This window comes from Fundidesulfovibrio putealis DSM 16056 (genome assembly GCF_000429325.1).
GTDB lineage: Bacteria > Desulfobacterota > Desulfovibrionia > Desulfovibrionales > Desulfovibrionaceae > Fundidesulfovibrio > Fundidesulfovibrio putealis.
In genome coordinates this window covers 19,928-37,636 of the sequence record NZ_AUBQ01000013.1, presented here as the reverse complement: position 1 = coordinate 37,636, position 17,709 = coordinate 19,928, and the positions used below count along the sequence as shown (strand labels likewise).

The window sequence follows — 17,709 nt, the reverse complement described above, 5'->3', positions numbered from 1 at the left end:
CCATCCCGTCAAACGGCGCACTCCCGAAAGGCCCTTGCCGACCGGGGGGAGCCACTAGCAACCCACGGCACACATGATAGACCGCTACACCCGCCCGGAAATGGGCCGACTCTGGAGCCTTGAGAACAGGTTCCGGGTCTGGCTCGAAGTGGAACTGGCCGTTTGCGAGGGCTGGTGCGCCATGGGGCGCATCCCCGCCCAGGACATGCAGACCATCCGCGACAAGGCAGACATCAACGTGGAGCGCATCCTGGAGATCGAGGAGCGCACCCGCCACGACGTCATCGCCTTCCTGACCAACGTGGAGGAGATCGTCGGCCCCTCGGCCCGCTATATCCACCTGGGCTGCACAAGCTCCGACATCGTGGACACCGCCAACGGCGTGCTCCTCAAGCGCGCCGGAGCGATGATCCTGGACGGGCTGGACAAGCTCCTCGGCGTGCTCAAGGACATGGCTCAAGCCCACAAGGGCCGCCTGTGCATGGGCCGCACCCACGGCATCCACGCCGAGCCCACCAGCTTCGGCCTGAAGATGACCGTGTTCTACGCGGAGTTCCTGCGCCACCGCGAGCGCGTGAAGCGCGCCGTGGACAGCGTGGCCGTGGGCAAGATGAGCGGAGCCGTGGGCACCTACGCCTATCTCTCGCCTGAGCTGGAAGAGCGCGCCTGCGCCATACTGGGCCTGACCCCGGACCCGGTGTCCACCCAGATCGTGCAGCGCGACCGCCACGCCGAGTTCTTCACCGCCCTGGGCCTTCTTGGCGGCGGTATCGAACGGCTGTGCGTGGAGCTTCGGCACTTGCAGCGCACCGAGGTGCTGGAAGTGGAAGAGGGCTTCGGCAAGGGGCAGAAGGGCTCCTCGGCCATGCCCCACAAGAAGAACCCCATTTCCGCCGAGAACCTGGCCGGACTGTCGCGCCTCTTGCGCACCAACGCGCTGGCCTCCATGGAGAACATGGCCCTGTGGCACGAGCGCGACATCTCGCACTCCTCCGTGGAGCGCGTCATCATGCCCGACTCCACCATACTGGCCGACTACATGCTGCACCGTCTGGCCAACCTGCTTTCCGGGCTTCGCATCATCGAGGAAAACATGGAGCGCAACCTGTGGGGCTCCTACGGGCTGTTCTTCTCCCAGGCTGTTCTGCTTTCGCTTATCGACAAGGGAATGGACCGTCAGCAGGCCTATGAGCAGGTTCAGGCCATCGCCATGCGCTGTTGGACGGAAAAAAAGCTCTTTGCCGATGAGGTCCGGCGTGATACGGCCATCGCCAATGCGTTGGGGCACGAAATGCTGGACGAACTGTTCAATCCGGCCAACTTCCTCAAAGAGGAAGACGCCATCTACAAAAGGGTGTTCGGGGCGTGAAACAGCGGTTAGCCAGAATCATTCTCGACAAGTCCTATCGCGAAGGCGATTTCGTCCTCACCTCGGGTCGCAAGAGCGACTATTATTTCGATTGCAAGCCCACGGCCCTGCATCCTGAAGGGTCCTACCTGCTGGGCAACATCTTCTGCGACATGCTCTCCGGCCTGGACGTGCAGGGCGTGGGCGGCATGACCCTGGGGGCCGACCCCCTGGTGAGCGCCGTCACCGTGATGTCCTACATTGGCAAGCGCCCCCTGCCCGGTTTCATCGTGCGCAAGCAGTCCAAGGGGCACGGGACCAACCAGTTTCTTGAAGGGCTCGTCAACTTCCAGCCCGGCGACAAGGTCGCCATGCTGGAGGACGTGGTCACCACGGGCGGCACGCTCCTCAAGGCCTGCGAGCGCGTGCGCGACGCCGGACTGACCATCGTGGCGGTATTGGCCGTGCTTGACCGCCAGGAAGGCGGTCGCGAGAACCTGGCAGCCGCCGGGTACGATCTCAACGCCATCTTCACCCGAGCCGATCTCGTCGCGGCCAAAGGCTAAAGGTAGTTGAGCCCGTTCAAGCCCACCGTCGACTCAAGGAGGAGCCAGACCGTGGCACTGTCCCACGCCATCACATCCGTTTCCGGTATCGTCGCTGCCGTCTTCCTGCTGTTGTCCTCGGCAACCGCCTCCCTGGCCGGCGAAGGCTGGGCGGTGAGCCTGCGGGCCGACCCTTACGGCCCCCAGAGGTTCCTGGCCGTGGACAAGTCCTCGCAGACCTTCTGGTTCTTCGAGCAGCAGAGCCCTTTGCAGCCCATCAAGCAGCTGCCCTGCACCACCGGGCAGGAGCCGGGCACCAAATGGAAAGAGGGCGACCTGAAGACCCCCGAAGGCGTCTATTTCATCCGCGAACGCATCAACGGCGGCCTGGATTACGGTCTCTACGGCGACCTGGCCTTCACGCTGAACTACCCCAATCCCATCGACGTGATCAACGGCCGCAAAGGCTCGGGCATCTGGATCCATGGGCGGGGCAGGCCCATCACCCCCATGGAAAGCCGGGGCTGCGTGGCGTTGAACAACCCCGACATCAAGGAACTGGACCCCCAGTTCACCAAGCGCGTGCTGCCCGTGGTCATCGCCAACGAGGTCCACTGGTCCAAGGACGCCCCCGCTGCCGCCAAGGAGGCCCAGGAAGTGGTTGCCGCCACCCTGGAGTGGGCCAAGGCCTGGTCGCGCAAGTCCGAAGACTTCTTCGCCTTTCATGACGCAGCCAAGTACTCCGTGGCTACCGGCGAACCCTTCGACGCCTTCCGCAGCCAGAAGCGCCAGCTTTTCTCCAAGCTTCCCTGGATTCACGTGCTGATCGACGACGTGCGCGCCGTGCAGGGACCCGACTACTGGGTCACCTATTTCGGCCAGCTGTACCGTTCCCCGACGCTGGCCAGCGAGGGCGTCAAGCGTCTCTACTGGCAGCGTAACGAGCAGGGCCGCTTCGTGATCGTGGGCGTGGAGTATGCCGAGACCTCCCTGGGTCTTGAAGGCAAGTACCTGGCCCGCGTGCGCGGCGACGTGACCAAGGTGGTCGAGGCCTGGCGCCAGGCCTGGGAAAAGGGGAAGGTGGCCGAGTACATGCAGTTCTACGGTCCCAACGCCACCCAGGGCGACCGCAAGGGCGCGACCGCCATTCGCGAACACAAGCAGCAGATCTGGAACGGCAACAAGGCCCCCAAAAAGGTCGCCATCCGCGACATGAAGTTCACCCTGGCCCAGGAGGGCGTGCTGGTGGAATTCATCCAGGAGTACGCCAGCAAGGACGGCGTGGCCGACAAGGGCAAAAAGAAGATGGTCTTCGGCCCCGTGGGCGACGGCTGGGCCATCCTGGACGAGGACTGGAGCAAGATGTAAATGGCCCCCCCCGGCAAGCTCAACCTCATCTGGTTTCGCGATCAGGAACCGGCCAAACGCCTGTGCATCCGCTCCGGCTGGATTCGCGCGGTCACCTACCTCATGGTGTTCGTGACGCTGTGCGCCGCCGGAGGCCTGTTCGCCGCGTACGAGTTCTGGCGGCGCGGCCAGGAGATGCAGAATGAGCGTCGCGAGGTCGAGAAACGCCTGTCCGACACGCTCCTGAAGCTGGAGCGGCTCCAGAACATCGAGAAACTCCTCCAGACCTCCGACGCCAACGAGCTCTCCCAGCTGCTGGCCGGGATGGGGCTGGAATCCACCGCAACGAAAAATCAGGGCAAGCCTGCCAAGGATGCCCCGAAGGATGCACCCAAGGAAGCCGCCAAGAACAGCGCCCCCGCTGAACGCCCCGCCGGATTCGATCTGGCCGGCGTGATGGGCAAGGTGGACCTGGGACAGGTGGGCGTGGAGAACTTCCGCGCCAAGGTCGAGCCCAAGGGGTTGAGCTACGGATTCGACCTCTCCAACCTGATGCCCCAGGCGCTCTCGGGCAACGGCCAGCTCCTGGCTGTCAGCCGCGAGGGCAACATGGTCCCCTTGCAGACCGGCAAGGACGATCTGGGGTTCAATATTCAGCGCTTCAAGCAGGTCGCGGCCCTGGCCCCGATTCCCCAGGGCCTGGAACCCGGCTCAATTTTCGCAGTCAGGCTGGTGCTCACCAATGCTTCAGGAAAGACCATCTTCAGCGAGACGTATCCGCTTGCCCAGACTCCCTGACCGCCCAGGCCGCGCTGCCCGGTTGCGGTCCCTGCGGATCATGCTCTTCCCGTGCGTTCTGGCCGCCGCCCTGTGGCTGGCCCTGCCCTGCGCCCAGGCCCGGGCGGAGATGCACACATTTTTCCCCGGCACGCAGTATTCCCTGGATGTGCACTTCCTGAGGGGCGACAAGCCCGGCCCCACGGTCATGGTGCAGGGCGGCATCCAGGGCGACGAGTCCGCCGGATTCCTCACCGCCCAGCTGCTCACCAGGGCCAAGGTCACGCGCGGCACGGTCATAATCGTGCCCCGGGCCAACCCCCCTTCCATCCATGAGCGCAAGCGCGCCATCAACGTGGACCTGAACCGCCGCTTCGACAAAGACTACAACGAATTCTACGAGGACCGCCTCGCCCGCGTCATCCGCTATCTGGTGGCCCAGAGCCAGGCCCTGGTGCACCTGCACGAAGGCTCCGGCTTCTACGATCCCGTGCGCAAGTCCGACCTGCGCGGCCCCATGCGCTACGGCCAGTCCGTCATCATCGACACCACGGAGTACAAGCGCTCCGTGCAGCTGGAACGCCTGGTGCGCCAGGTGCTCGTGAAGCTGAACGACGGCTTAGCGCCCAAGGACTACGCCTTCCAGCTCTTCAACATGGACACCTTCAACGACCGCTCCAAATACCTGGAGCAGCGCAAGTCCCTGACCTACTACGCCCTGTCCAGCGTGGGCATCCCCGCCGTGGCCGTGGAGGTCAGCAAGAACATTCCGGACCTCTCCTGGAAGACCGCCCAGCAGTTGAAAGCCACCGTGCTCTTCCTGCGCCAGTTCGGCGTGGAGCTTGAAGCGCCGCGTCTGGCACCCGAAGATATGAAGACCTATCCGGGACGCAACCTCAAGGTGGTGATCAACGGACGCGAGATCGAATCCACCGCCAGCGCCCCGGCCCGCATCAAGGTCTCGCCAGGAGCGCCGCTTGACGTGCGCTGCGAAGCCCCCGCCGGGAGCGAATCCATGAGCCCCGTCACGGCTGTCTTCGCCTCGGACCGCCCCGGCTTCAACCTCGCCAAGGCCCCCCGCCTGCCCATGGCCCCGTTCCAGACCCTGGACGTGCGCGCCGACGGCGTCCCGCTCGGCAAGGCCACCCTGGAGTGGACCGGCACGTGGCCCGCCGCCCAGACATCCGGCCCGCCCGCTTTTGTCTTCTGGCTGGGCGGACAGCTGAAAACCGTGCAGTCCGGCGACGTGCTCGACGCCGTGCAGGGCGATCAACTGGTGTTGGAAGGTGTGCGGGGCAGCAAGAAGGACGAAGTCCTCAACCTTAAGGGCTACGTCACCCGCGTGGGCAAGAACGACGGCCAGGACGCCGGACAGGAGATAATCCTGGATCCCAAGAGCTTCCTGCCGCGCTTCATGACCCAGCAGGACAACGGCGTGTTCCTGTGCGAAGTTGTGCGCGAGACGCCCAAGGAACCCGCCGCCAAGTTCACCATCCGCGTGCATCCGCGCGAGGTCCAGTCGCTGATCCTGGCCACCGCCGACGGCAGGGAAATCTCCCTGGCCTGGACGCCTGGAAAGCACATGCATCTCGCACCTGGGCGCTACACCTTGAAGGACGTGCGCGGCAACGGCCCCGCAGGCATGGTGCAGCTGTTCGCCGGGAAGTATCCGGTCAAGATCGGACAGACCTTCCAGGTGGCCGACAAGGACGAACTGGTGCTCAGGCAGGCCACGACGTTCGCCGAGATGGGTAAGATGCCCGTCACCGGACGCGTGGCGCTGTCCATGGCCAGCCGCGTCGCGCCCTGACCGGAGGGGAGAGGCTGGGGCTCTGCCCCAGACCCCGCAAGGGCTCTGCCCTTGACCCGCCAGGGGAGAAGCCTCCCCTGGACCCGGCTATAAGCTTCGCGTCGTGCGCAGGCGGGTTGAGTTGGGAGGAGCGGGGGCGTGAACCGCCTGGAACGCCCAAAGCGGCTTATCCCGGCGGAGAGTTGGGATAAGCCGGTGTTATTTTACGAAGGGAGCGAACGCCGGATCGGTCATGACGGCGTCGAACTCCATGACGCTATAGGCGGCCACACCTTCGCGCTTGAATGGGTCGCGCTCGAGGATCGCGTCCAGTTCGCATCTGCTGCATCCGCGAGCCAGGATCACACCGCCTGTCCTGGGCACGCACGGACCCGAAGCTATGAAGCGCCCGAGCGCGTAGTTCTCCCGCAAAAATTCCCGATGTTCCTCAAGCCACCGGTCTACTTCCTCCAGCGGCTTCGCATACTCCAGCACGATCACAAACATGATCTCTCCAATTTCATACGGGTTCTGGGGGCATTGAAACTTTGATCGCAAGGTGCGGGCATTTCTGCATGTCAGCAGCACATCCCGCAAAGCTAACTGAGGGTCCAGGGCGGAGCCCTGGTGGGGTCTGGGGCGAAGCCCCAGTATCACCTGTTCAAGCGTTCCAGCACCATGGCCCGGTCCAGGGTCAGCGAATGGCCCTGTTCGGTCTTCTGGAGCCGTTTCTGCCCGAAGGGGTCGAACTCGGCGTCGGCCATAATCCGGCTGAATATCTCGCGCAGCGCCCTGGCTCCGATGCGGGTGTTGCGCAGGGCGTGCTCGGCGATCATCTCCAGCGCCTCCTGGGTGACGCGCAGCTCAATGCCCATGGAGGCGAAGAAGTCGCGGCAGTGTCGCAGGGGCGAGTCCTGCGCGGCGATGAGTATCTGCACCAGGTCTTCCTTGGCCAGGTCGTCCAGGATGGCCATGGAGGTGAAGCGCGACAGGAACTGCGGCAGCATGCCGTAGGCGAACATGTCCGAGAGGCGCATGTAGTCCACCAGCTTGAAGCGGGTGACGGCGGTGACGCGCACCTCGCCTTCGAGGGTGCGCTGGAGCTCGGTGGTTTCCTTCAGGCGGCGGTCGTCCTTGCGGTTGATGATGAGGCTGTAGACCTGGTCGTAGAGTTCCTCGAACGCGCCGCCGCACACAAAGAGCATGCGCCCGGTGTCCACGGGGACGTGCGTGGCGACCTCCTGGCCGTTTTCTGTGACCGTGACGGGCACCATGATGGTTTCGCCTTCCAGGATGGTCAGGAGGGCCTGCTGGAGGGCAATGCCGATGGGGTTTGGCTTGCCGGAGATGCGCGCGGAGATCTTGTCCACCTCGTCCAGGCAGACGGTGGCGTTCTGGAGCCCCTGGCGCATGGTCTCGCGGTCCACGTTTTCGCCGAGCTGCTTCTTGACGGCTGCTTCCAGGGCGGTGAACAGGCGCGCGGTGCGGATGTCACCCTCTTCGCCCGCCAGGATGTTGGCGTTCAGGACGGCCATCACCCTGAAGGGGGCCATCTCGTCGTGCTCGTGGTAGAAGCGGTGGATGGTCTTCATGATGGTGGTCTTGCCGGTGCCGGAGTTGCCCACCAGGAGGATGTTGCCTGCCCGGATGCCCGAGACGTGCTTGTACACGGCCACGGAAATGAGCCGCAGCACGTCGCGCTGGCCCAGCACGCGCTGGGCCATGAAGGCGTGGATGTCCTTGGGCAGGATGGGCATGGCTAGAAGTACCGCATGCTGGTTTTCTTGAATTCCTTGCGGCTCTCCAGCACGTCGTGCTCCTCGACTCCGGAGAGGCGGGCCAGCTCGGCGATGGTGGCGCTGCACTCCTCGCGGCTCTTGGCGTGGACCATGGTGTAGAGGTTGTAGGGCCAGTCCATGCAGTTCACGCGGTGGTAGCAGTGGGATATTTCCGGGCGCGCGGCCATGAAGGCCCCGATGCGGTCCATGTCGGCGTCGTCCACGTACCAGGCGACCATGGCGTTGCAGCCGTATCCGGCCTTCTGGTGGCGAAGCGTGGCTCCGAAGCGCCTGATCTCGCCGCGTTCCTTCATGCCGGAGAGAAGCTCCAGCACTTCCTCCTGGGTCACTCCGGCCTGTTTGGCGATTTCGGCGAAGGGTTCGGGTCCGTCGGGCAGGTCGCCCTGGACCAGCGAGAGGACGCGTTTCTGGGCCTCGGTGAATTCTTTGGCTTTGGTCATTGCCGCTCCTTGAAGTCTGGCGCGAAGCGCAGGCATCGGCGGGACACGCCGATAACGCCTTTATCTCTACCGGGTTCATGTGCTAGTTGCAATCGCGGCGAAACGCGCGAGCGCGCGTGAAGCCACGAAAACAACATCGACGGATATCCGTGGAGAACCCATGAAAGTAGCAGTGATCGGCGGCGGCAGCTGGGGCACCACCCTGGCCGACCTGCTGGCCCATAAAGGCGTCGACGTCACCATCTGGCTTCGCGAGCGGGAACTGCTGGCGGAGTTCAAGTCCAAGGGCGAGAACTCCTGGTACATGCCCGGCGTGAAGCTGTCGCCGAACCTCAAGACGTCCAACGACCTGGAGCAGACCTGCGCGGGCAAGCAGTTGTTCCTGATGGCCGTGCCCAGCCAGTTCATGCGCCCGGTTCTGGGCGACATCCGCGAGCTTTTGCCCAAGAACGCGGCCATCGTGTGCGCCAGCAAGGGCATCGAGCTGGACACCGGCAAGACCATGTCCGAAGTGTGCGAGGAGGCCATGGGCGGCAAGAAGCACCGCTTCGGCGTGCTCTCCGGTCCGAGCTTCGCCTACGAGGTGATCCGGCGCATGCCAACGGCCGTGAGCCTGGGCTGCAAGGACAAGGATCTGTCCAAGGAAGTGCAGGAGCTGTTCGCCACGGACACCTTCCGCGTCTACACCAACAAGGACGTGCGCGGCGTGGAGCTTGGCGGCGCGGTGAAGAACATCATCGCCATCGCGGCGGGGGTGTCCGACGAGTTGGGCTTCGGCACCAACGCCAGGGCCGCGCTCATCACCAGGGGTCTTGCCGAGATGGGCCGCCTGGGGGCCAAGATGGGGGCTGACCCCAAGACCTTCATGGGGCTCTCGGGCCTGGGCGACCTGGTGCTGACCTGCACCGGCGACCTGTCGCGCAACCGTCAGGTGGGCAAACGCCTGGCGCGCGGCCAGAAGCTCATGGACATCCTGTCCGAGATGAAGATGGTGGCAGAAGGCGTGAAGACCACCCAGGCCGTGCACCTCTTGAGCCAGAAGCTCAAGGTGGACCTGCCCATCACCGAGCAGGTCAACGCCGTGCTGTACGAAGGCAAGGACCCTGCCCAGGCCGTGCGCGAGCTGATGACCAGGGCGCTGCGCGACGAGTAGGGCCGTTAAGTCCGGCACGGGCTGAGAGAGTGAGGGGAATCGAGCGTCCGTGGGGGTGACCCTGCGGGCGCTTTTGTGTTTGGTGAGTGGCAGGAAAGGCAGCAGGTGTGCGAGGGCTCGGTTCGGATGTTCTTATGGGTGATCGTGCGGAGAACGAACGTGTCAGGTCAAACAGCCGAAGAACATTGATGGTCCAAATTGTGAGTATCAACAAGAAAGGCGTCGCGCTAAGACATGAATCGACGCAGCCTACTGCGGCTGGTTCAGGCAGTCCAGGCACGTGAACGCAGCGCGGGCGCAGTTCCGGCCGTCGCTCTTGGCAATGTAAAGCGCCTCGTCCGCCCTGTTCAGCAGGGTGTCCGGGGTGTCGTTCTCGGAGAGCGAGGCGACACCAATGCTTATGGTCTGCGACCTGTTGCAGGTGAATGTGAATTGGCTGACTGCATGGACGATTCGCTCGGCAACGATCATGGCGCTTGGAGTGTCCGTATCCGGACAAATGATCAGGAACTCCTCGCCACCCCACCGCCCGACAACATCAATGCTGCGCACCTGGGACGCCAATATCCGGCTCACCTCTTTCAGGACGGTGTCCCCGGCAATATGGCCAAGCTCGTCGTTGACTTTCTTGAAGTGGTCCAGGTCGATCAGGAGCACGGACAGCGGGTGCCATTTGCGCTTGGCGCGCGCGAACTCATAGCTGAGCACGGTGTTCAACTTCAAGCGGTTCGACACATTGGTCAGCGCATCAGTCTGCGATATCAGCGTGAGCTCTTTGTTGTGGGCTCTCAGTTGGCGCACCCACAAGGCCGCGACAGCGATGACAAACAAGAGGATGCCTGCAACTTTGTAGAGTAAAGAGTAGTCGGTGACGGTCTGAACGTTGATGGAGATGTGCTTGTCGATTATCGCGCCGCGATCCTGGCCGCTGATGGAGAGAATTCCCTTGTTGATGATGTCGAGAAGATTGGCCTTGTCTTTTGTCAGTCCCACGCGCAGTCGGTTTGTGTAGCCGGGAAGCTGCCCGGAAATTTTCAGGTTGAACCAGCCCTCTTTCTTGATCGTGTAGGCGGCCACGATGAGCGAACGCATGGTCATGTTCGCTTTGCGCTCGGAGATCATTTGGAACGCTTCCGCTTCCGTATCGACGGTGATGATGCGGAGGTTGGGGTAGTCCTTGCGTATGAACTCCTCCATGGCCGTGCCCTTCGGCAACACGAGCGTCTCGCCGGTCAGCGCTCCGGGATCGGATATGAAGGGATGCTCTTCTCTGGTAATGAAGACGTTGACGTCCGTGAAAATGGGCTCGCTGAACACCAGCCATTCTTTGCGTTTCGGCGTCTCGTTCAGGAAACTCAGGGCCTGGCATTTGCCTGACTTGGAATAGTCCAGGCTCTCTTCCCAGGTTTGTGTCTGCACCAGCTTGAATCTGAGGCCGGTCCGTTCGGACACGAGCTTCAGCAGGTCAGCTGCAATGCCCTGGTGTTCTCCGCGTTCATTTATGGATTCAAAGGGAACCCAGTCCGGATCGACGCAAAGCAATATTTCTCCATTGGTCTCGACATAATAGCGTTCAAGATCCGTGAGCGCGACGTCTGCGGCGAAAGATCGGGTCGCAAGAGAGGTCAGTGCGAAGAGCAACGCCAGGGGCAGCAGGCATGCGTAAAGCGAGCGTGTGTGATTGCGGCGCGGATGGTGTGGGTGTTCATGCATGGTGACAGGTCGATCGAGATCGGGAAACAATGTGAACACGTATTGCGCAGTCCTGCCAGTGAAGAACGGCAAATGCGAGGGCCGTTGCAGACCGCATGGCCAGTGGATGCGCTCATGATGCAACTTTTCCCCAACACTGTATATGCCAAGAGAACGAAGGAGTCGAGGCCGGAATTGCTGCCGCGGGCCGATGCGCCAGTGTCCGCAAACCGGAGACATGCCCGGGGGCAAATCCGGGAACTGTCTCTTGGCCGGGGCTGCGAGGCGCGCGAGCCCTTCAGGAAACGAAAAAAGCCGACGGGACTGTCGTCCCGTCGGCTTGCAATGCTTGGCCGTGTGGCCTTTGCGGCCTGAGGCTAGATCTTCAGCGCGGTGCGCAGGTCGGCAACGGCGTCGGTCTTTTCCCAGGTGAACTCGGGCAACTCGCGGCCGAAGTGGCCGTAGCAGGAGGTCAGCCCGTAGATGGGGCGCTTGAGGTCCAGGCGCTTGGTGATGAAGTAGGGGCGCATGTCGAACACTTCGCGCACGGCCTGGGTCAGGACTTCGTCGGAGAAGTCGGAGGTTCCGCCGGAGCTTGCCAGCACGGAGACGGGCTCGGCCACGCCGATGGCGTAGGCGATCTGCACTTCGCAGCGGTGGGCGGCGCCGGAGGCGACCACGTTCTTGGCCACGTAGCGGGCGAAGTAGGCAGCGGAGCGGTCAACCTTGGAGGGGTCCTTGCCGGAGAAGGCGCCGCCGCCGTGGTGGCCCATGCCGCCGTAGGTGTCCTGGATGATCTTGCGTCCGGTCAGGCCGCAGTCGCCCAGGGGGCCGCCGATGACGAAGCGTCCGGTGGGGTTGATGTAGATCTTGGTGTTCTTGTCCAGCAGGCTTTCGGGCAGGGCCTTGTGGATGACTTCGGCCTTGATGGCGTCCACCAGGTCGTCGTAGGCCACGTGCTCGTTGTGCTGGGAGGAGACGACGATGTTGTCGATGCGCACGGGCCTGCCTTCCTGGTACTCGACGCAGACCTGGGTCTTGCCGTCGGGGCGCAGGAAGTCGAGGATGTTCTCCTTGCGCACATAGGCCAGGCGGCGGGAAAGCTTGTGGGCGTAGTACACGGGGGCGGGCATGAGGGTGTCGGTCTCGTTGACCGCGAACCCGAACATCATGCCCTGGTCGCCCGCGCCCTGCTCTTCGGGCTTGGTGCGGTCCACGCCCTGGGCGATGTCGGCGGACTGCTTGTCCACAGAGGAGATGACCGCGCAGGTCTCCCAGTCAAAGCCCATCTGGGAGCTGTTGTAGCCCACTTCCTTCACGGTTTCGCGCACGATGCTGGCGAAATCGGCGAAGGCGGAGGTGGTGATTTCACCGGCGATGAAGGCCACACCAGTGGTGACCAGGGTCTCGCAAGCCACGCGGGCTTCGGGGTCCTGCTTGAAAATGGCGTCCAGGACGGCGTCGGAAATCTGGTCCGCGACCTTGTCGGGGTGGCCCTCGGTGACGGATTCGGAAGTGAAGAGATACTTGCCTTTAGAAGCAGCAACCATGAAGGTTCCTCCCAGGGAAGAAATGCGCCCGTTCCAGTCAGGAACCGGCGATGAAAACACAGTGAGCGGCCCAAAAAGGCCGCTAGGCCATGTGTCACAAGTCGTAAAGTCTTGTCAAATGCTTCGGGTGTCTTTTCTATATCTTTCTTGAGAGACGCGTGGCGGCTTCTGCCGCGATGTGACGGCTCAGTGCAAAAGCATGTTGTCGATAAGGCGCGCGCCGGGAAACTTGACCGCCACGGCCAGCAGCGCTGGCCCGCTAACGTTCTGAAGGGGCACGATGGTCTCGGGGTGCACGCATTCCAGATAGTCCACAACGGCGTCCGGCATGGACTGTCCATAGAAATCGGCCAGATCGGCCAGGACTTTAGCCGCGTCTGATTCGCCCGAAGCCACCTGGGCCTTGGCCCGCAGGAGCCCCTGATGGATGGACGGGGCCTGGGCGCGCTCCTTGGGGGAGAGGTAGACGTTGCGCGAGCTTATGGCCAGCCCGTCTGGTTCGCGAAATATGGGGCGGCCCTCGATGGCCACGGGGATGTCCAGGTCACGCACCATGCGCCGGATCACGGCCAGCTGCTGCCAGTCCTTGCAGCCGAACACGGCGGTGGTGGGGATGGCCAGCATCAGGAGCTTGGAGACCACGCCGGTCACGCCAGCGAAGTGGCCGGGGCGGGAGCGTCCGCACAGCGCCTCGGTCAGGCCGGACACGCTGACGGTTGTCGCGAAGCCGGGCGGATACATCGCGCCGGGTTCGGGCATGAAGAGCACGTCCACGCCTGCGGCGCGGGCCTTGGCCGCGTCGCCCTCGGGGTCGCGCGGGTAGCGGTCCAGGTCTTCGTTCGGCCCAAACTGCGTGGGGTTGACGAAGATGCTGGCCGCGACTTTCTGCGAGTTGGCCCTGGCCCACTCGAACAGCGAGACGTGGCCCGCGTGCAGGTAGCCCATGGTGGGGACGAAGGCCGAGGTTAGGCCCTGGCAGCGCCAGGACCAGCATAGGGCCTGGAATTCTTGGGGAGAAGTGATGATTTGCATGATGGATTCCCGTTGGCGTGAAGTCGCGGGGAACCTACTCCCATGCGTGGAGCGTGTCTACCCGAGCAGCTTCACCAGCCGGTGCTTCTGTTCCAGCTGGAACTCGCTGGTCAGGTTCGGGCGCAGGGAATCGAAGGCGGATTCGGGCTTGAGCCAGCCGTCCAGGCTGTTTCCACGGATGTCCGCCACGGCCTGTTGCCACGCCGGGACCAGCCCGACGGGCTTGTCCCACAGGGTGGCGCGGGAGCGCTGCGCGTCGGCGGAGAGGGAGTTCCAGAAGGTGTCCAGGTTGGTCCAGAGCTGTCCGCTCTTTCCCATGCTGGAGACGCCCAGCCAGCGCAGGTTCCCGGCCTGGGCGGCCAGGGGGGCCTCCAGCTTTGCACCGAGCGCGTGGTCCAGCAGGTCGGCGTTGTTGCGCAGGTATTTGGCCAGCCCGTTCCAGGCGTCGGTGATGGCCGACCAGCTCTTCTGCACCTGATCCATGCCGGAGGTCACAGACAGCGGCAGGGCCTCGCCGAAGCTGTCCTCCAGGGTGAGGAGCACCCGGCCCTGGTCCTGGCTGAAGGTGTTGTTCTCCGAGACCTGCTCGCGGCCGTTCACCAATATCTTGCCGTCCTGGCCTGGCCGCTGGTTGCCGATGATCCCCATGGTGGCCAGCGCCCCGGTGCGCCCGTCTGTCAGGTTCACCCGCTCCCCGATGCGCTGCCCGCTCTGGATGATGGAGAGATAGGCTCCTTCGTGCCAGAGGTCCTTGCCGGGCGTCACGGTGGAGGGGATGCGCGTGGTCTCCACCTGGGCAGAGAAATGCGTCTGCGAGCCGTTCAGGGCCGTGGCCGCCGAGTTGTACACGTCGCGCCAGGTGTCGCCCGAGCTCACATTGAAGGACACGGGGGGGCCGTCCAGGCGCGTGGTCAGGCCAAGGGCGGAGAGGAGCCCCCCGGAAGTGTCGGACAAAGCGAAGCCGTCCGCCTTGTCCGCGCGCACCGTGAGGGACTGCCCGTCGGTGGTGACGCCCTGCTGCGCGGTGGGAATGGGCCAGTAGTCCACGGACGCACTGACGCCGGGCTGGGAATACGTGGTGGAGGGCGCGCTCATCGCGGGGCTGGCGGTGACCACCCAGGCAGGCTGGGCGTTCACTTCGGCCCCCACGGTGCGCAGCACGTCGCCCCAGGTCCAGCCGGAGCCGATGGTCACGGAGTGCGAGCGGGTCTCGCCGTCGTACTCCGAGGTGAAGGTGTAGGTCCCGGCTGCCACGGTGGTGGCCTGGGTGGGGTCGTAGGCCTTCGAGATGTAGCTTCCGGGCTGGTCGGCGTTGCCCCCGGAGCCTACAGTGTAGGCCAGGTCGTGGCGGCCCGTAGACAGGGTGGTGGCTGCGCGCGGGTCCACCGGGGTGGAGGAGAAGTACGTGGGAAGGGCCTTTTGCAGGCCGGTGACCGTGTACTCCCGCTCGCTGGCCGGGCCTATGGGGTTGCGCGTGGCCGCAAGCCGCAGCGACGACAGCAGCGAACCGGACACGTCCGCCACCTGGAGATCCTGGCTCTTCCGGTCGGGATTCACCGACAGTGTCAGCACCGAGCCGGTCCCGGCCATGTCCGGGTTCAGCTGGAACGCGGCGTTCTGGTAGACCACGTCGGCGCGCGCCGCGATGGGAGCGTCGTTCACGGCGTCCCTGACCCCGGAGAGCACGTCTCCCCAGGTGTCTCCAGCGGCCACGTCCACGGACAGGGTTTCGGTCTCGCCGCCCAGGGTCAGGTCGAAGGTGTAGGTTCCTGCGGCGATGTCCGTTCTGGCCAGGGCGTTGAAGCCGCCGGACACGATCTTCACTTCCGGCGTGGACTGGTCCGTGGCGCGGACGGTGCCGCTCATTTTGCCGCGCGCGTCCTGCGCGCCGGTAACCAGCCGGGACTCGCCCCAGGGGGGCGGGGAGGTGGGCCAGGCGAAGGAGGAGAGGGCGCTTTCGAATTCGGAGAGCTTGCGGTCCAGTCCCTGAATGGTCTGGTTGGACCAGTTCTGGCGCAGGGAGCGGTCCTTGGCGTCCTCAGTGCGGGACAAGACCTCCCGTGCCGCCCAGTCCCTCTTCACCTGGGCGGTCGTGAGTGCGGTCTCGTTCAGGACCGGTTTCACCGGGCTGTCGCTCACTGTCGCAGAACTCCATGCGTTCCAGGCACAGGCCCCTGGCGGGCGCGGTCTGCGGGGCCAGGGTTCTGTCCTTCGTCGCCAGAAGAGATCGGACGGTTTGGGCGTTTGCTTTACCCCTGCCCACTTCCACCAGGCAGCCCATGATGTTGCGCACCATCTGCTTGAGGAACCCCCCGCCGGTGACGGCCCACACGGACTCGTAAGGCTGGCAGGTCTCGCGCCGCACGATGGCGTCCACCGTGCGCACGGTGGACACGACGGGCGTGCCCGCGTTCTGGAAGGCGGCGAAGTCGTGGGTGCCCACGAACTCGCGGGCGGCGTGCTCCATGGCCGCGAAATCAAGCGGGCCGACTGGCCAGACGAAGGCCCTGCGCTGGGGCAGCAGGAAGCCGTTCTCGTGCCAGAAGGTGTAGGTGTAGGTCTTGATGGCCGGGCAGGCGCGGGCGTGGAAGCGCGGTGCGGCCCGCTCCACGGAGATCACGGTGACGTCGGGCGGCAGGATGGCGTTCAGCGCCCTGCGCCAGGGCAGGTGCACGCGGTCCGCCGGGACGTCCACGTGGGCGGTCTGGGCCAGGGCGTGGACCCCGGCGTCGGTGCGCGAGGCTCCCTGGAGGCGCACGAAGGTTCCGGCCAGGCGGGCCAGCGCCTCTTCCACGCAGCCCTGGACGCTGCGCCCGAAGCCCTCGGGCTGGAGCTGCCAGCCGGAAAAGTCTGTGCCCTGGTAGGCCAGGACCAGTTTCAAGCGCACGGTCTCGTTCATGGGCAGGGCCTCTACACCGGGCCGCGCCGGGAGGGAAGACCCCGGCACAACGTGAAGGGCCTCCCCGGATCGCGCCTGCGCGTCCCGGAGAGGCCCTGATTGATGAATGGTCGGTGCGGCTAGGGCTTGTCGGGCAGGTTCGGCCCGGCCTGGAGCTTGGTGAGGTCCTCGGAGAGCTTGGCGGCCTTCTTGGCGCTGACGTTGGAGAGGATCTCGCCCGCCTGCCTGCCCTTCATGCCCGACAGAATCTTGACGGCGATGTTCTCATCCAGGGCTTCCAGGGCCGACGCGGCCTGCTTGGCCTTCATGTTGGTGTACACGTCGATCAGGTGACGCATGTTCTCTTCCTTGATGGACTTGGCCTCGGTCAGCATGCCCTTGAGAAGGGTTTCCAACGCCTGGAGCTTGGCCAGGCGGGTATTGAGGTCGGCCTCCAGGGTCTTCAGGGCCTGCTCCTGGCGATCAAGGGCCTCGGCGCGGGCTTTCAGCTGCTGCACGGACAGCACGGACTCGGGCTGCGCGGGCGGGGCTTTCTTGTCCGCCGCCGCGGCCGGGGCCTGCTGGGCGGCCATGGCCAGGGATTCCTCCAGGATGACGGCGCGCACGGCCTGAACGGCCTGGGCCGGGGACAGGGTCTGGCCCGGCGTTTTTTCGGAAGAGGCGGAAATCGGGGCCTGGACGCCAGCGGGCGCGATGCCCTGCTGGGCCGAAGAGAGCGCAGAAGTCTGCCCAGTCGCCTGGGCCTGCATCTGCACGGATGTCTGCCCCTGCGCCTGCGGTACGGGAGCTCCCGGCTTCGAGGGCGAGCCGAACCCCATCACCAGCAGAAGCGCCAGCTTGGCCCCGGCCAGCACGGCCACGGCCAGGGCGACTTTAGACAGCCGGAACCTGGTAGCGAAGGGTTGCCATCTCGTCGAATTCGGCCTGCTCTTTTCGGTTCTCATCTCGCGCATGGCGTTCCGCCTGTGTTTCTTTGAGTTTTTCCAGAAGCTTGCGCTCCTTGGCCCGATCAACCAATTCCTGGCGGCGCAGGATCACGTCCTGGGCCAGCCGCGCTTCCTCCTGCTGGGCCAGATACAGGTCCCCCGCCAGTCTTTTGGCGTAGTTCCTGCCCAGCCAGATGTCGGCCGCGCTTTTCGCCCCGCCCTGGGACATGGCTTCCAGGTGGGCCGACAGGCTGGACTGAATGTGCTCCACGCGGGCGCGTCCGGCCTGATGGGCCTGCTCGGCCTTGGCCAGGGCCTGCTTGGCCTGGTCTTCCAGCTGGGCGCGGTAGTCGAGCACCTTCTGCAGGTTGAAGCGAAACGGTCTGGGCATGATGCGCCCGTTTAAGCAAGG

General features: G+C 64.4%; 16 protein-coding genes. 6 read left to right on the top strand and 10 right to left on the bottom strand.

The window, feature by feature from the left end:
* Window positions 1–73: 73 nt before the first annotated feature.
* The 5 genes from purB to G453_RS23375 are packed head-to-tail and all read left to right on the top strand — an operon-like array spanning window position 74 to window position 5,827.
* Window positions 74–1,369, top strand: coding sequence for an adenylosuccinate lyase (purB, locus tag G453_RS0110275; RefSeq protein WP_027191003.1), 1,296 nt, complete (start codon window positions 74–76; stop codon window positions 1,367–1,369).
* Window positions 1,366–1,914 (top strand): orotate phosphoribosyltransferase, encoded by a 549-nt coding sequence (gene pyrE / locus G453_RS0110270; protein WP_027191002.1) that lies wholly within the window; start codon window positions 1,366–1,368, stop codon window positions 1,912–1,914. Before purB ends, pyrE begins: the two co-directional genes overlap by 4 nt.
* A gap of 51 nt (window positions 1,915–1,965) precedes the next feature.
* Window positions 1,966–3,261 carry a L,D-transpeptidase family protein gene (locus G453_RS0110265; RefSeq protein ID WP_051272262.1) on the top strand — a complete coding sequence of 432 codons (1,296 nt, stop codon included), beginning with the start codon at window positions 1,966–1,968 and terminating at the stop codon, window positions 3,259–3,261.
* Window positions 3,262–4,038, top strand: coding sequence for a hypothetical protein (locus G453_RS0110260; protein WP_027191000.1), 777 nt, complete (start codon window positions 3,262–3,264; stop codon window positions 4,036–4,038).
* Window positions 4,039–4,078: 40 nt separating this feature from the next.
* Window positions 4,079–5,827, top strand: coding sequence for a M99 family carboxypeptidase catalytic domain-containing protein (locus G453_RS23375; RefSeq protein WP_051272258.1), 1,749 nt, complete (start codon window positions 4,079–4,081; stop codon window positions 5,825–5,827).
* Window positions 5,828–6,025: 198 nt separating this feature from the next.
* Here the strand turns inward: G453_RS23375 and G453_RS0110250 are convergent, their stop codons facing one another.
* The 3 genes from G453_RS0110250 to ahbB all read right to left on the bottom strand — a co-directional run bounded on the left by G453_RS0110250 (window position 6,026) and on the right by ahbB (window position 8,045).
* Window positions 6,026–6,313: a YciI family protein gene (locus G453_RS0110250; protein ID WP_027190999.1), complete on the bottom strand. Its 288-nt coding sequence runs from the start codon at window positions 6,311–6,313 to the stop codon at window positions 6,026–6,028.
* A gap of 146 nt (window positions 6,314–6,459) precedes the next feature.
* Window positions 6,460–7,563, bottom strand: coding sequence for an AAA family ATPase (locus G453_RS0110245; RefSeq protein ID WP_027190998.1), 1,104 nt, complete (start codon window positions 7,561–7,563; stop codon window positions 6,460–6,462).
* A 2-nt stretch (window positions 7,564–7,565) separates the two neighbouring features.
* Entirely contained in the window at window positions 7,566–8,045 is a 480-nt protein-coding gene (ahbB, locus tag G453_RS0110240) for a siroheme decarboxylase subunit beta (RefSeq protein ID WP_027190997.1), read from the bottom strand.
* Window positions 8,046–8,205: 160 nt separating this feature from the next.
* Between ahbB and G453_RS0110235 the strand changes: the two genes are divergently transcribed.
* Window positions 8,206–9,198: an NAD(P)H-dependent glycerol-3-phosphate dehydrogenase gene (locus G453_RS0110235; protein ID WP_027190996.1), complete on the top strand. Its 993-nt coding sequence runs from the start codon at window positions 8,206–8,208 to the stop codon at window positions 9,196–9,198.
* Window positions 9,199–9,447: 249 nt separating this feature from the next.
* On the opposite strand, the gene G453_RS23370 is transcribed toward G453_RS0110235, so the two are convergent.
* The 7 genes from G453_RS23370 to fliJ all read right to left on the bottom strand — a co-directional run bounded on the left by G453_RS23370 (window position 9,448) and on the right by fliJ (window position 17,688).
* The gene (locus G453_RS23370; RefSeq protein ID WP_205620062.1) at window positions 9,448–10,950 is read right to left on the bottom strand and encodes a diguanylate cyclase; all 1,503 of its coding nucleotides are present in this window, start codon (window positions 10,948–10,950) and stop codon (window positions 9,448–9,450) included.
* 317 nt (window positions 10,951–11,267) lie between these two features.
* Window positions 11,268–12,440, bottom strand: coding sequence for a methionine adenosyltransferase (metK, locus tag G453_RS0110225; RefSeq protein ID WP_027190995.1), 1,173 nt, complete (start codon window positions 12,438–12,440; stop codon window positions 11,268–11,270).
* A 186-nt stretch (window positions 12,441–12,626) separates the two neighbouring features.
* The gene (gene panC, locus G453_RS0110220) at window positions 12,627–13,472 is read right to left on the bottom strand and encodes a pantoate--beta-alanine ligase (RefSeq protein ID WP_027190994.1); all 846 of its coding nucleotides are present in this window, start codon (window positions 13,470–13,472) and stop codon (window positions 12,627–12,629) included.
* Between the two features lie 57 nt (window positions 13,473–13,529).
* The gene (locus G453_RS0110215; RefSeq protein WP_156920874.1) at window positions 13,530–15,611 is read right to left on the bottom strand and encodes a hypothetical protein; all 2,082 of its coding nucleotides are present in this window, start codon (window positions 15,609–15,611) and stop codon (window positions 13,530–13,532) included.
* Entirely contained in the window at window positions 15,511–16,371 is an 861-nt protein-coding gene (gene truA / locus G453_RS23365) for a tRNA pseudouridine(38-40) synthase TruA (RefSeq protein WP_051272255.1), read from the bottom strand. Before truA ends, G453_RS0110215 begins: the two co-directional genes overlap by 101 nt.
* A 119-nt stretch (window positions 16,372–16,490) precedes the next feature.
* Window positions 16,491–17,324: a MotE family protein gene (locus tag G453_RS28780; protein WP_235731740.1), complete on the bottom strand. Its 834-nt coding sequence runs from the start codon at window positions 17,322–17,324 to the stop codon at window positions 16,491–16,493.
* Window positions 17,245–17,688, bottom strand: coding sequence for a flagellar export protein FliJ (fliJ, locus tag G453_RS0110200; protein ID WP_027190991.1), 444 nt, complete (start codon window positions 17,686–17,688; stop codon window positions 17,245–17,247). Before fliJ ends, G453_RS28780 begins: the two co-directional genes overlap by 80 nt.
* Between the last annotated feature and the right edge of the window lie 21 nt (window positions 17,689–17,709).